This window comes from Streptomyces sp. NPDC058221, from assembly GCF_042882365.1.
In the GTDB taxonomy this organism is placed as follows: Bacteria; Actinomycetota; Actinomycetes; order Streptomycetales; family Streptomycetaceae; genus Streptomyces.
Window position 1 is genome coordinate 69,163 of sequence record NZ_JBHVWF010000011.1, and the last position, 12,662, is coordinate 81,824.

14 protein-coding genes are annotated in these 12,662 nt (G+C 68.2%); all 14 read right to left on the minus strand.

All coding sequences use genetic code 11. The annotated features are described in order from the left end of the window. Positions 1-3 precede the first annotated feature (3 nt). Complete coding sequence (locus ACFVW8_RS06235; RefSeq protein ID WP_389686570.1) at positions 4-1,374, minus strand: carotenoid oxygenase family protein; 1,371 nt, start codon at positions 1,372-1,374, stop codon at positions 4-6. Continuing rightward, the gene (locus ACFVW8_RS06240) at positions 1,371-2,144 is read right to left on the minus strand and encodes a thioesterase II family protein (RefSeq protein WP_389686572.1); all 774 of its coding nucleotides are present in this window, start codon (positions 2,142-2,144) and stop codon (positions 1,371-1,373) included. The genes ACFVW8_RS06235 and ACFVW8_RS06240 overlap by 4 nt, the downstream gene beginning before the upstream one ends. 40 nt (positions 2,145-2,184) lie before the next feature. Then, the gene (locus tag ACFVW8_RS06245; RefSeq protein ID WP_389686574.1) at positions 2,185-2,400 is read right to left on the minus strand and encodes an acyl-CoA carboxylase subunit epsilon; all 216 of its coding nucleotides are present in this window, start codon (positions 2,398-2,400) and stop codon (positions 2,185-2,187) included. Positions 2,401-2,411: 11 nt separating this feature from the next. Beyond that, positions 2,412-4,001, minus strand: coding sequence for an acyl-CoA carboxylase subunit beta (locus ACFVW8_RS06250; RefSeq protein ID WP_389686576.1), 1,590 nt, complete (start codon positions 3,999-4,001; stop codon positions 2,412-2,414). Next, positions 3,994-4,707, minus strand: coding sequence for a 4'-phosphopantetheinyl transferase family protein (locus tag ACFVW8_RS06255; RefSeq protein WP_389686578.1), 714 nt, complete (start codon positions 4,705-4,707; stop codon positions 3,994-3,996). Before ACFVW8_RS06255 ends, ACFVW8_RS06250 begins: the two co-directional genes overlap by 8 nt. A 4-nt stretch (positions 4,708-4,711) precedes the next feature. After that, positions 4,712-5,284: an NADPH-dependent FMN reductase gene (locus ACFVW8_RS06260; protein WP_389686580.1), complete on the minus strand. Its 573-nt coding sequence runs from the start codon at positions 5,282-5,284 to the stop codon at positions 4,712-4,714. 122 nt (positions 5,285-5,406) lie between these two features. Beyond that, positions 5,407-6,171 (minus strand): SDR family oxidoreductase, encoded by a 765-nt coding sequence (locus tag ACFVW8_RS06265; protein ID WP_389686582.1) that lies wholly within the window; start codon positions 6,169-6,171, stop codon positions 5,407-5,409. 75 nt (positions 6,172-6,246) lie between these two features. Then, entirely contained in the window at positions 6,247-7,737 is a 1,491-nt protein-coding gene (locus ACFVW8_RS06270; RefSeq protein ID WP_389686583.1) for an FAD-dependent monooxygenase, read from the minus strand. A gap of 5 nt (positions 7,738-7,742) precedes the next feature. Then, positions 7,743-8,690, minus strand: a complete 948-nt coding sequence (locus ACFVW8_RS06275) for an aromatase/cyclase (protein ID WP_389686585.1) — start codon at positions 8,688-8,690, stop codon at positions 7,743-7,745. 26 nt (positions 8,691-8,716) lie between these two features. Further along, positions 8,717-9,502 carry a 3-oxoacyl-ACP reductase FabG gene (gene fabG / locus ACFVW8_RS06280; protein ID WP_389686587.1) on the minus strand — a complete coding sequence of 262 codons (786 nt, stop codon included), beginning with the start codon at positions 9,500-9,502 and terminating at the stop codon, positions 8,717-8,719. A gap of 17 nt (positions 9,503-9,519) precedes the next feature. Next, positions 9,520-9,786 carry an acyl carrier protein gene (locus ACFVW8_RS06285; RefSeq protein WP_389686589.1) on the minus strand — a complete coding sequence of 89 codons (267 nt, stop codon included), beginning with the start codon at positions 9,784-9,786 and terminating at the stop codon, positions 9,520-9,522. A 51-nt stretch (positions 9,787-9,837) separates the two neighbouring features. Continuing rightward, positions 9,838-11,052 carry a ketosynthase chain-length factor gene (locus ACFVW8_RS06290; RefSeq protein WP_389686591.1) on the minus strand — a complete coding sequence of 405 codons (1,215 nt, stop codon included), beginning with the start codon at positions 11,050-11,052 and terminating at the stop codon, positions 9,838-9,840. Beyond that, a complete protein-coding gene (locus ACFVW8_RS06295; protein WP_389686593.1) occupies positions 11,049-12,317 on the minus strand; it encodes a beta-ketoacyl-[acyl-carrier-protein] synthase family protein in 1,269 nt (422 codons plus the stop codon). The genes ACFVW8_RS06290 and ACFVW8_RS06295 overlap by 4 nt, the downstream gene beginning before the upstream one ends. Beyond that, positions 12,314-12,640, minus strand: a complete 327-nt coding sequence (locus ACFVW8_RS06300; protein WP_389686595.1) for a TcmI family type II polyketide cyclase — start codon at positions 12,638-12,640, stop codon at positions 12,314-12,316. The genes ACFVW8_RS06295 and ACFVW8_RS06300 overlap by 4 nt, the downstream gene beginning before the upstream one ends. Positions 12,641-12,662 lie beyond the last annotated feature (22 nt).

Consider the following 12,662-nt stretch of genomic DNA (forward strand, 5'->3'; position numbering starts at 1 on the left):
CAGTCAGGCCGGGTCAGCGATCCAGCTCCCGTGGAATCCGAGCGGCACGCGGGCGGGCAGATGCACGGTGGCCAGGGGGTCACCCGTGAAGTCCTGTGCGGACAGGACAACGAGATCACTGGCGCCGCGGTCGGGGTCGTGGACATAGGCGAACAGATAGCCCTCGTCCTCCGCACCTGCCGAGGCGCCGGGGACGAAGACCGGCTCACCGGTGTAGTGGCCACGGCCCAGGGAACGGACCGCGGTGGTTCCAGCAGCGAAGTCATGCTTGAGCAGCGCATCGCCGTACGCCCGATCAGGCAGGCCTTCCAAGTCGTTGTGGGGGCCGAAGTAGGAGTGCATATCGGGGACAACGGCCGCGTAGCCAAAACGGTGAGGTGCCGAGACCACGGCCGGGTTGACTCCGGGAAACTCCTGGGCGCGGTCGTCCAGGCGGGTCTCGGTGACCTTGCCGCTCACCGTGTCGATGACCCAGCGGTCAAGTGTGGGCAGGGAGTTGCCGTCCAGCCGGAGGCCCGTGTACATGCGGGGGTATCGAATGACATCGACAACCACCCGGTCGCCGTCGTCATATGCGTTCAAGGTGTGGAAGACCCAGCACGGGGCGATCTCGAACCAGCGCACCTCGGTCCCGTCCCTCGGCAGCAGCCCGATCGTGGCTCCCCGGCTCTCCTGCCAGTCGTACACCAGGGGTTGACCGGACGCCGCCGCGACCAGGCTGTTGACCACCGGCAGGTCATAGAGAACGGCATACTTGCCGGTGAGCGCGAAGTCGTGCATCACCGGGCGGTGCGGCGCGGGGATGTTCACGATCCGTGTGACCATGCCGGCGGGAGAGAGCACCGAGTACTGCACGAACTCCGAACGCGTCGCGTAGGCGATGGCATGGAGTTCGCCGGTCTGCGGATCGAGCTTGGGATGGGCCGAATACCCCGCCGGGAGCGTGCCACGGAAGTCGCATGGGCCAACGGTGTCCAGATCCTCGGTCAGTTCGTACGGCCGGAAACCGTTCTCGACCAGCGCGAGGATCCGTCCGGCGTGGCCGATCACATGGGTGTTGGGGGCGAAGTCCGACCCCGCAAAGCGCGAGCCCCGGCGCACCCTCTCCCCGAAGCCCCTTGCCACGGCGGCGGAGCGGACCCACCTGTTTCGGTACCACTCGGCCCGGCCGCCCCTCAGCCGCACCCCGTGAACCATGCCTTCCCCGAGGAACAGATTGAGGCGCGGGTCGTCCAGGCGCAGCGGATTCGGACCGATGCGCAGATAGCGACCTTGCAATTCAACGGGAATCCGTCCGGTCACTGGCAGATCGAAAGCAGTGACCTCCTCACTCACCGGCGTGAAAGCCCCCTGATAGGGGTCCTTGATGCTCACCGGACAACTCCTCTCGTCGATTCCCCGGCCAGGGCGCAAAACTCCAGCGTTTCGGCAATGTCTGCCAGGAGTGAACGCCCGTTGGACGGCAGGAAGGGGAAGAAGTGGCCTCCGGCCAGGGTCCTGGAGCGAAAGCGACCGGTGGTGAAGTCACGCCACCCCGGCAGCGTGGACGCGGGAACCAGCGGGTCATCGGCACCGGCATAGGCAGTCAGCGGCAGGCCGAGCCGGATACCTCCCAGCCCGAGAAGGGCGCTACGGGCCAGCACCAGGTCGTGGGCCAGCACGTACTTTGCCCGGGTGTGACCGCTGCCGGCGTCCAGGGCCTCCAGCGGCACCCGGTGCCGGGTGAACATCAGCTCCAGCCCTGCCGGTGAATCCAGAGGAACCGCAAGGCCGAGCGAGTCGGGACCGGGGATCCCTGCCGTCAGGACGAGGGCGTCGCACGAGCCCGGGCGGTGTGCCGCGACAGTCACGGCCAGCAGCGAGCCCATGCTGTGACCCCAGTAGAGAGTGGGGAGCGGCGGAAGAGTCGCCAGTTCACCACTGACGCCCTCGACGGCCGCGCTGAGCAGGCCGGTCGGCGACTCATCGGCCCGGTGATCACGCCCGGGAAGGGTGACCCCGGTCAGCTCGACATCGCCCGGCAGTCCGGACAGCAGACGTGCGTAGGTCTGGGGCCCCGCACCGGCGTGGGGGAAGACCACAAGCCTGAATCGGCTGTGCACAGGCGGGCGCAGTTGCCCGGTCCAGACAAACGGCGAAGGCATGACAGTCGGTCCTCACGGGCAAGGGACGGGCGGGCTGCGCTCAGGGAGATGTCTTCCAACTCCTCCGGTTTTGATAGGTGTTGCCGCAATCGAGACGACGCCAGCGGGCCGTGCCCTGCTGGCCTGCGCCGTCCACCGCCCGGTCGGGGCCGGCGTTGCGGAGCCGGGCGAGGATGACAGCGGTGATCACCGCAACCTCTTCGGGTCCCGGCTGTCCTCTCACCACTCGGATGGCGTCGATCATGACGTCGGCCATCAAGGTCTCCCCTATGTCGGTGGGTTGCCGTGTTTGCGGCTGGGCAGGTCGGCGTGCTTTGTGCGGAGCATGGCAAGGGCCGCCGCGAGGACCGGGCGGGTCTCGGCGGGGTTGATCACATCGTCGACCAGGCCGCGTTCGGCCGCGTAGTACGGGTGCATCAGCTCGGTCCTGTACTCCTTGATCTTCTGCGCGCGCATCGCCTCGGGATCCTCGGCGGCGTTGATGTCGCGGCGGAAGATGACGTTGGCGGCGCCCTCTGCGCCCATCACCGCGATCTCGTTGGTGGGCCAGGCGAAGGAGAGGTCCGCACCGATGGAGCGGGAGTCCATGACGATGTAGGCGCCGCCGTACGCCTTGCGCAGGATCAACTGGACACGTGGCACGGTGGCGTTGCAGTACGCGTACAGCAGTTTGGCGCCGTGCCGGATGATGCCGTCGTGCTCCTGGTCGACGCCGGGCAGGAAGCCGGGCACGTCGAGCATGGTGATCAGCGGGATGTTGAACGCGTCGCACATCTGCACGAAGCGGGCGGCCTTCTCGCTGGCGTTGATGTCCAGGACGCCGGCCAGGGACTGCGGCTGGTTGGCGATCAGGCCCACCACGTCGCCGCCGATGCGGCCGAGGGCCACGATGACATTGGTGGCCCAACGCTCATGGATCTCCAGGAACTCGCCGTGATCGACGATCTCCTCGATGACCTCACGCATGTCGTAGGGGCGGTTGCCGTCGGCGGGCACCAGGTCCAGCAGGGCTTCCCCGCGCCGCTCCACCGGGTCGTCACTCGGGGCGGCCGGCGGCATCTCGCGGTTGTTCTGCGGCAGCATCGACAGCAGGAAGCGGACCTCCTCAATGCAGGACTGCTCGTCGTCGTAGGCGAAGTGCGACACCCCGGAGACCGCCGAGTGCACGTCCGCGCCACCCAGACCGTTCTGACTGATCTCCTCGCCGGTCACCGCCTGCACCACGTCGGGGCCGGTGATGAACATCTGCGAGGTCTCGCGGACCATGAACACGAAGTCGGTGAGCGCCGGGCTGTACGCCGCGCCGCCCGCGCACGGACCGAGCATCACGGAGATCTGCGGAATGACCCCGGAGGCCCGGGCATTGCGCTGGAAGATGCCGCCGTAGCCGGCCAGCGCGGTGACGCCCTCCTGGATCCGGGCCCCGGCGCCGTCATTCAGGGAGACCAGCGGCGCACCTGCCGCGATCGCCATGTCCATGACCTTGTGGATCTTCTGCGCGTGCGCCTCACCCAGCGCACCGCCGAAGATCCGGAAGTCGTGCGCGTACGTGAAGACGGTCCGCCCGTACACCGTGCCCCACCCGACGATCACACCGTCGGTGGGCGGCCTCTTCGCCTCCAGCCCGAACCCCGTGGCCCGGTGTCGGCGAAGCGGCTCCACCTCATGGAACGAACCGGCGTCCAGCAGCAGTGCGATGCGTTCACGCGCCGTCAGCTTTCCCTTGGCATGCTGTGCCTCGGTGGCCTTCTCACTGGGGCCGAGCAGAGCCTGCTCACGCAGCTCACGCAACTCCGCCAACCGATGGCGCGAAGTCCCTTCTGTGGACAACGCGGTGGAGGGTAGGACATCAGTCATGGTCGACACTCCTTGGAAACCGGCGCGGAACGACAGGCAGCGAGGCCCTGGTCAGTACAGCCACAGATGCCACGTAACGGTCGTCACACGGCACGTCCTCCACCGTCCAGCCCGCCGGGCCGGCCGGGGCTGCGGGCCCACCCGCACCCAGGTAGTCGGCGGCCAGCGAACGTCGCAGACCGAGGCCGATCCCTTTCAGGTAGGCCTCCTTGCGCGTCCACAGCCAGGTGAAGTACCGCGCCCTGGCGGACTGCGGCAGGGCCGCCAACTCGTTCTGCTCCGACGGGTGGAGGCGTCGGCTGCACAGGTCGACGGTGGACAGCGAAGGAATCTGCTGGACGTCCACACCGATCGGTACGGGCGCCATACCCACCAGCGCGAGTCCGGCACTGTGGGAGAGCGAGAAGTGAATGGGCGGTGGATCGCCGGAAAGCGTCGGCCTGCCACCTTCGTCCCGAACGAGGCGCACCTCCTGTGGGGTTGTGCCGAGGTGTGCGGCAAGCAGCCGGCGCAGTGCCAGATGCGCCGAGACGTAGAGCGCGCGGTCCGCCGGCCGATGGAGGGAGCCGGCCCGACGCCTCTCCTTCTCGTCGAGCGCGGCAAGCCCGTCGCTGTCCGAGAGGTATTCGGGCCGCACCATCCAGAGGCCCACTCTCTCCATCAACGCGGCGTCCGGCGGACGGCCATGCATGGGCAGCGCTGTCATCGGATCAGCACCGAAACGGGTGTTCGCGCCTGGCCTGCTGCAACGCGGAGCCCCACCAGAGGAGTTGATTGAGCATGACCTTGGCGGCGGCGTTGCAGCCGCCCGGTTCCCGCGGCTCACCAGCATCGTCGAACAGGTCGCCGGCATTGTGGAAGCTGACGGTGTCCCGGATCGTCGTGGCATGCAACTCAGCGAAGACGGGACGAAGCTGCTCCACTGCCCGCAGCCCCCCGGCCAGCCCCCCGTAGGAGACGAATCCCACCGGTTTGGCCTGCCACTGGACGTAGTGCCAGTCAATGAGGGACTTCAGGGCTGCCGGAAAACTGTGGTTGTACTCAGGCGTGACGATCACGAACGCATCGGCCGCCTCCAGCCGCTCCCCGAGTGCCTGCACCTCGGCAGGCGGCCGCGGCGACAGCGCCACTGGAATGTCCAGGCCGGCCGGATCGACGACGTCGATGTCGAACGCGTCGATCTGGAGGGCCTGCCGCGCGAACCAGGACGCGACGGTCGGACACAGACGCCCCTCACGCGTGCTTCCGAGGACAACGGCAAGACGAAGACCTGCGGGTGGCATGGCTCTCCCATCACGGGACGAGGAGGAATAACGACGCGCGGCCGCGGTGGATGCGTCCGCACGGTATGTACGCGCCCGCCTCGTCCGGTCGGCGCGTACATACCGGGGGTCCTTCCGGCTTGTCAGCCTCCGAGCAGCGTGCCGCCGCTGGCGTCGATGAACGTGCCGGTGATCCAGCGGGCGTCGTCGGAGGCGAGGAAGGCCACGACGTCGCCGACGTCCTCGGGCTCGGCGATCCGCTTGAAGGCGTTCATGTTGGCCATGAACTCGCGTGCCTCCGGAATCTCGAAGACCGGGCTGCCGTTGTTGGTGATGCCGGGCGAGACGGTGTTGACCGTGATGTTCCGCGGGCCCAGAAGCCGGGCGAAGTGCAGGCTGATCTGGTCGATCCCGCCCTTGCTCATGGCGTAGGCGACCTCGTCCGGGTTGGCGTAACGCAGCAGACCGGTCCCTATGTTGATGATGCGTCCGCCATCCGGCATCACGGTCAGAACACGCTGGGTCAGGAAGAGCGGCGCCTTGGCGTTCACCGCCATCAGGCGGTCGAAGATTTCGGGAGTAAGGTCCTCAGGCTTGACACCGCCCATCACACCGGCGTTGTTCACCAAAATGTCCAGCTCCTCCTTCCCGGTGAGCTCGCGCAGTCCTGCCGTCAGACCCTGGAAGAGGGTCTCGACATCGCCGGGCACGCCCAGTTCCGCCTGGACCAGGAAGGCCCGTCCCTCTTCCGCCTCGATGGCGGAAAGCGTCTCCTTGGCCGCGTCGGCGTTGCTCGCATAGTGCACGGCGACGGTCGCCCCTTCACGGGCGAGCCGAATCGCCGTCGCACGGCCGATGCCGCGGCTCGAACCCGTTACCAGGGCGGTCTTGCCGGCAAGTCGCTTCACAGGAGTTCTCCTCATCTGATGAGGCCGGCGACCTCGTGCGCAGCGCACGGGAGCCCGGCCGGAAAAGGGGGGGTGTCACCGTCGGGTGGACTGCGGGCGGCCGAACCAGCGGGCCATCGCGCCCCGCAGTCGCTGCTCGCCGCCGTCGGCCCACACCACGTGCCCGTCGGGGCGGACCAGGACGGCGCGGGCCGCCACCGCGGTGTCACTCGGCAGCGGATCCGCCGCTACCACGCACACCCGGTCGGCCCAGCCCTGCGCGACGGTCCGCAGGGCTTTGTGCCCGGATGCCTCGGGCGCCAGGTCGAGCAGAAGTCCCCGCCCGGAGCGCAGCAGCGCGCCGGTGGTGGATGTACCTGCCTCGGTGATCAGTTCGGAGTGCGGCAGTCGCGCTCCCAGGAGCGGGTGATCGGCATCCTCCATGGGATACCGGACCCCGATCCCGCTGATCCCCGCGCCCAAGCGCTCGCGCACCGCTTCGAGCCCGAGCAGACCGCTCATGACGGAGCGGATCGAGTCCACTTCGGGCCCGCCGAGCAGCAGCGTGGCCTGGGCGGCTATGTCGGTCAGCACCTGGGAGCCGACCAGGTGCCGTTCCTCGTGGTAGCTGTCGAGCAGGCCCGGAGGTGCCCAGCCGCGCGTCGTTGCGGCCAGCTTCCAGCCCAGGTTGACCGCGTCCTGCAGTCCGAGGTTGAGAGCCTGCCCGCCCACGGGCATCTGCTCGTGCGCGGCATCGCCGGCCAGCAGTACACGGCCGCGGCGATACTGCGTCACTTGACGGCTGGCGTCACCGAATGAGTTGACCCATACGGGCGTGCCCCGGCTGATGTCCTCACCGGTGATGCGTGCCCAGGTGTCGGCCACTTCGTCGAAGTCCGGCTCCGCCCGGCGAGACACCGCGGACCGACCGAACTCGTGCACCATCACGCGCGTGACGCCATCCGGGCGGCGCGCCGCGATGGCGAGCCCCTTCGGTAGCCGCTGGAACCTCCTGTTGGGCACGTAGATGCCCGCCACATCTGCCCTGAGCAGTTCCCGGCGGGCGGCGCTCCCGACGAGCTCGAACCCGGCCAGCGTCCTGACAGTGCTCTTCTCTCCGTCACATCCGACCACGTACCGAGCCCGCACTCGGGTCTTCGAGCCACCCTGCTGCCGAAGGACGGCGGTCACTGCGTCACCGTCCTCGTCAAGACCGGTCAGCTGTCGGCCACGGCGCACCTCGGCCCCCAGGCCTGCGGCCCACGCGCCGAGGATCTCCTCCACCCGGGTCTGCGGGACCTTCCACAACCCGGCGTACCGGCTCGGCTGCCCACCGAGGGGGAGCGGGATGCCTCCGAAGTGCCCTGTGTCATCGCGGCCCACATCACCCAGCTCCGCCACCAGGCCCCGTTGATCGGCTATCTCCACAGTGCGGGCGTGCAGCGTGGACGCCCGGGATTCCGTGGTCGGCGCCGGCAGCCGCTCGGCCACGATCACCTGAGCCCCGCCGAGCCGCAGCTCACCGGCGAGCATCAGGCCGGCCGGCCCGGCCCCGACGACCAGAACATCTGTCTGCGACTCGGACATGGCGGTCAGACCCGACGCTCGGCGTAGTCCTTGGCGTAGCCAAGGGTGGCCCGGCTATTGGAGCTCAACGCACCCTGCACGTACTGCCGGGCGTCCGCGACGCCGGCCTTGTCACCGAGGATCGCGGGGATGTTCTCGGTATTGATGACCACCGTGTGCCGGGAGGTCGCGATGACGCCCTCGCCGTCCTCCTCCAGCAGCCAGCAGCCGGTGTGCAGGGTCATCAACGCGGGGACGACAGTCTGCTTGTAGACAATCCGCTCGTGGGGGAAGCAGACGCGCACCGAGGTGGTGGTGTGTGTGGAGCCGTCCTTGGCCCGCGTATCCATCGTCAGCAGCTGCAGCCCGGGGGTGTTCTCGGTCAGCTCCACCTTGGCCACGTGAGGCAAGCGCTCGGGCCAGCGGTTCGCCTGGTCCAGGAAGTCGTAGACGTCCTTGGCCGATCCGTCGATCCGGACCGAGTCCTGGAAGGACAGCAGCAGATTTTCCGAAGGCCCGACCATCGCCTCGGCATTGGCCTTCAGCGCCGCCAGCTCGGACCGGCTGTTGCGGTCCACTGCCTGGTCGATCCAGGCGAGACCCTCCGCTTCGTCGTCCACAGCCCGAAAATCATGCAGCAGCCGGACCCGGCAGGTGCGGTCGGACACCGGCTCGATGATCCACGCCCCGCCCATGGCGGCTACCGGCGGGGCGGAGACCTCCTGTCGGAAGTCGATGCGCAGCGTCTCCGGATGGAGCTGCCTGCGAGATGTCCAGCTCTTGGCCTCGCCGTTGGCCGTGGCCCAGATCTGGATCCGCTCGGTGTGCTCTCCCCGCTCGATGTGATCCACATGAATGGTCGGGTGGAAGAGACGCGGCCAGTTCTCGACCTCCGCCAGCAGACGGTAGATGTCGGATGCCGGCGCGTCCACCTCGATGGTGTGTTCCACCCGGCTGATTTCCCGGTCGGACATGGTGCCTCCTTGCGCTCGGGTGCTGCTCAGTAGTTGCCAAGCCCTCCGCAGACATTGAGTGCCTGCGCAGTGATCGAAGCAGCGGTGTCCGAGGTCAGATAGCCCACCAGCCCGGCCACCTCCTCGGGGGTCGAGTAACGGCCGAGCGGGATCTTGGCCTGGAACTTTTCGAGGACGACTTCCTCGGAAACCTTGAGCGCGGTCGCGTACCCCTGCCGGACACGCTCTGCCATGGGGGTCTCGACATAGCCGGGGCAGACCGCGTTGACGGTGATGCCGGTCGGCCCCAGCTCATTGCCGAGCGCCTTCGTGAAGCCGACAACGCCGTGCTTGGACGCCGAGTACGGTGCCCCCAGGACGACGCCCTGCTTCCCGGCGGTGGAAGCGATGTTGATGATTCTCCCGCTCGCCTTCTCGCGCATGCCGCCGGCGGTGAGCACCTCGCGCGTGACCAGGAACACGCTGTTGAGGTTGGTGTTGATCACGTCCGCCCACAGGTCGTCGGTCAGCTCCGCGGTCACCCCGCCGCCGCTGCGACCGGCGTTGTTGACCAGTACGTCCACCGGGCCGAAGCGTGTGACGGCGGCAGCCACGAAGGCCCTGACCTGCTCGGTCGACCGCACGTCGCAGCTGGTCCCGTCGACGTCCAGGCCCTCCGCGAGCAGTTCTTCGACGGTGGTCTTCACGTTCTCCGCGCTGCGTGCGCAGAGAAACACCCGGTGGCCCTGGGCGGCGAGAGTCCGGACCACGGCGAGACCGATTCCACTGGTGGCACCGGTGACCAGGGCCACCGGCTGCTCCTGCTGAGGCATGTCTTCTCCTGTGTCGATCAGCCGGCTTGAACGGTCACGAGCTGGTCGTGGACGAGCCCGAGCAGGGCTCGCGGCGTCCGGGCCGCCAGCGCGTCGTCGTCCAGCCTGACTCCGTACTCGCGCTCGATCCGGCCGCACGTCTCCAGCAGCGCGAGTGATTCATAGCCCAGCTGCTCGAACTCGGTGTCGAGGATGTCCGCGTCGAGGTCGACCCCCTCTTCGGTCCCCGCACCCTCGCGGAGGATGCGCCTCAGGTCGTCGATGGTGAACTCGGTGCTCGGCATGTCCTTGCGTCCTTCCTGAATGTCATTCGGTACGTCATGAGGCCCTGGCCTTCAGTGCGAGTCCGTGACTACCAGGGCCGAGTTGAAGCCGCCGAACCCGCGCGCCACGACCAGGGCCGAGCGCAGTGGTGTCACCCGCTCCTCCCCGGTGACCAGGTCAAGGACGTAGTCGGCGCGGGGCGAGACATTGATGGTCGACGGGATCACACCGTCCCGTATGGCCAGCAGCGCGGCTGCAACGTCCAACGAGCCGGCCCCGGAGTTCAGGCGCCCGGTCATCGACTTCGGCGCGGTGACCGGTACGCCCCGGGGACCGAAGACCTGCGTGAGGGCCCGGGCCTCGATGTGGTCGAGCTCGGGAACTGCCGCTGCGTCCGCGAAGACCACATCTATATCGCCAGGTGTCAGCTCGGCGTCCCGGAGCGCGATCTCGATGGCTCTGCGCAATCCCGGCTCGCGCCCGCTTCCGGGCCTGGGGTCGAACGTGGTGCCGTAACCGGCTATCCGGCCGTAGACCTGAGCACCGCGTGCGCGGGCCGCCGGTTCGTCCTCCAGGACGAGCAGCGCCCCGCCCTCGCCCGCCACATGGCCACTCGCCCCGGCATCGAACGGACGGTAGGCCGTGGCCGGGTCGTCGTCGGTGCTCAACCGCCCACTGGCCAGCTGTGCCACCCAGCCCCAGGGGCAGATGGAGGCGTCGACGCCACCGGAAACGATCACCTGGCTGCCGCGCCGGATCTGGCGCCGTGCCTGCGCGATCGCGTCCAGCCCTCCGGCCTGGTCACTCACCAGGACCCCGCTGGGCCCGCGCAGTCCGTTCCGGATTGAGATCTGACCGGTGTTGACAGCGTAGAACCATGCGAAGGACTGGTATGCGCTGACGTACTGGCTGCCCTTGCTCCATAGCGCCCGCAGCTCGTTCTGGCCGAACTCGAAGCCACCCGCCGAACTCGCGGTGACCACTCCCGCGGCGAACTCCGGGAGATCGTCCGGCCGGATCCCGGCATCCAGGAAGGCCCAGTCGGCGGTCACCAGGGCGAGCTGTGTCATGTGATCGGTCTGGGGGAGCAGCCGTCCGGGCAGGTGGTCGGTTGCGACGAATCCCGGTACCTCGCCCGCCAGGCGGGCAGGGTATGTGGTCGGGTCGAATCGGGTCACCCGGCCGATGCCGCTGCGGCCCGCCCGGGTGGCGGCCCAGTAGTCCGCAGTCCCCAGCCCGTTGGGGGCTGCGATACCGAGTCCGGTAACGACAGCGGACGCGGTCATGCCGTGTTCCTCTCGGGACGGGTGAGCACCATCGCGCTCTGGAAGCCGCCGAAGCCGCTGCCGACGCTGAGCACTTGGTCGAGTTGCGCTTCCCGGGCGGACAACGGCACATAGTCGAGATCGCACTCCGGGTCGGGGTTGTGCAGGTTGGCAGTCGGGGGAATCACGTTCTCCGCCATGGCCAACGCGCAGGCCGCGATCTCAAGGGATCCGATGGCGCCGAGCGAGTGCCCGATCATCGACTTGATCGAACTGACCGGAGCTCGATAGGCGTGCTCACCGAGGCTGCGCTTGAAGGCCGCGGACTCGTGGCGGTCGTTCTGCTTGGTGCCGGAGCCGTGGGCGTTGATGTAGTCGATGTCCGAGGGGTTCAACCGGGCTTCGTCCAGGGTGGCCCCGATGGCCTCGGCCATCTCCCGTCCATCGGGACGCAATCCCGTCATGTGGAAGGCGTTGCACCGGGAGGCGTATCCGCCGATCTCCGCGTAGATGTGCGCCCCACGCCGCTGGGCCCGGCCGAGTTCCTCCAGAACGAGAACCGCGGCACCCTCGGCGAGGACGAAGCCGTTGCGGGTCCGGTCAAAGGGCCGCGAGGCCTGCCCGGGTTCTTCGTTGTACGGCGTGGTGGCCTTGATCGCGTCGAAACAGGCCATCGTGATCGGGGAGATGGGCGCATCCGTCGCGCCGGCGATCATCACGTCGGCACTGTTCTCGCGGATCAGTTCCACGGCGTGCCCGATGGCGTCCAGCCCCGACGTGCAGCCCGTGGAGACCACCGTGCTCGGCCCCTCCGCCCCGGTCGCCCATGCGACCTCGGTGGCAAAGGAGCTGGGAACAAAGTGGCCGTAGAGGTGTGGCACCGAGTACTCGTGGTCGACCAGCTCCAGTCGGCCGCCGTCGCTGACGACCCGGTACTCCTGTTCGAGCCCCGTAGTCGCGCCGACAGCGCTGCCGATGGTGACACCGGTCCGGTGGGGGTCCGTAGCGGCCGTATCGAGCCCGCTGCCGGCCACTGCCTCACGCGTGGCGACCACCGCCAGTTGCGCTGCCCGGTCCATCCGCCGGATCTCCTGCGGCGTCAGTCCGTGGTCCTCCGGCCGGAAATCGATCTCCGCGGCGACCCGGGAACGGAACGGAGCGGGATCGAAGAGAGTGATCCCCCGGGTGGCGGTCCGGCCCTCGCTCAACAGACTCCAGAAATTCTTGACGCCTATACCGCCCGGTGCCATGACACCGATGCCGGTGATGGCGACCCGTCGCCTCACCGCGCGCTCCAGTGGTAGAAGCGCTGCGCCATCGCGTCCGCCGGCGAGCGCCAGGTGGCGGGGTCGTAGGCCTGGATGAAGGGCTTGAGGTCGGCGCTGATCTGTACGAACGACGGATGCGACTTGGCCGCCTCGATCGCGTCACTGCCGGCTTCGGTGTCGAAGTCCTGCAGATGGAAGTACAGGCCCCGGTACGAGAACAACTGGCGGCGGCGAGTGCCCATCAGGTGGGGCATATCAGTGGCGTCGAATTCCGAGAAGAGCCCGGCGACGTCGTTGCCGTCACCGGGGGTCATCCGAGCAACGATCAGGGTGCTGTGCATAGCTTCTCTCCTTGGCTGGGCC

Bases quoted from the DNA above. Each gene is read 5' to 3' on its own strand.
- ACFVW8_RS06245 (WP_389686574.1), bottom strand. From the start codon at position 2,400: ATGGCCGACGTCATGATCGACGCCATCCGAGTGGTGAGAGGACAGCCG.
- ACFVW8_RS06270 (WP_389686583.1), bottom strand. From the start codon at position 7,737: ATGTCCGAGTCGCAGACAGATGTTCTGGTCGTCGGGGCCGGGCCGGCC.
- ACFVW8_RS06255 (WP_389686578.1), bottom strand. From the start codon at position 4,707: ATGACAGCGCTGCCCATGCATGGCCGTCCGCCGGACGCCGCGTTGATG.
- ACFVW8_RS06285 (WP_389686589.1), bottom strand. From the start codon at position 9,786: ATGCCGAGCACCGAGTTCACCATCGACGACCTGAGGCGCATCCTCCGC.
- ACFVW8_RS06290 (WP_389686591.1), bottom strand. From the start codon at position 11,052: ATGACCGCGTCCGCTGTCGTTACCGGACTCGGTATCGCAGCCCCCAAC.
- ACFVW8_RS06260 (WP_389686580.1), bottom strand. From the start codon at position 5,284: ATGCCACCCGCAGGTCTTCGTCTTGCCGTTGTCCTCGGAAGCACGCGT.
- fabG (WP_389686587.1), bottom strand. From the start codon at position 9,502: ATGCCTCAGCAGGAGCAGCCGGTGGCCCTGGTCACCGGTGCCACCAGT.
- ACFVW8_RS06275 (WP_389686585.1), bottom strand. From the start codon at position 8,690: ATGTCCGACCGGGAAATCAGCCGGGTGGAACACACCATCGAGGTGGAC.
- ACFVW8_RS06240 (WP_389686572.1), bottom strand. From the start codon at position 2,144: ATGCCTTCGCCGTTTGTCTGGACCGGGCAACTGCGCCCGCCTGTGCAC.
- ACFVW8_RS06300 (WP_389686595.1), bottom strand. From the start codon at position 12,640: ATGCACAGCACCCTGATCGTTGCTCGGATGACCCCCGGTGACGGCAAC.
- ACFVW8_RS06250 (WP_389686576.1), bottom strand. From the start codon at position 4,001: ATGACTGATGTCCTACCCTCCACCGCGTTGTCCACAGAAGGGACTTCG.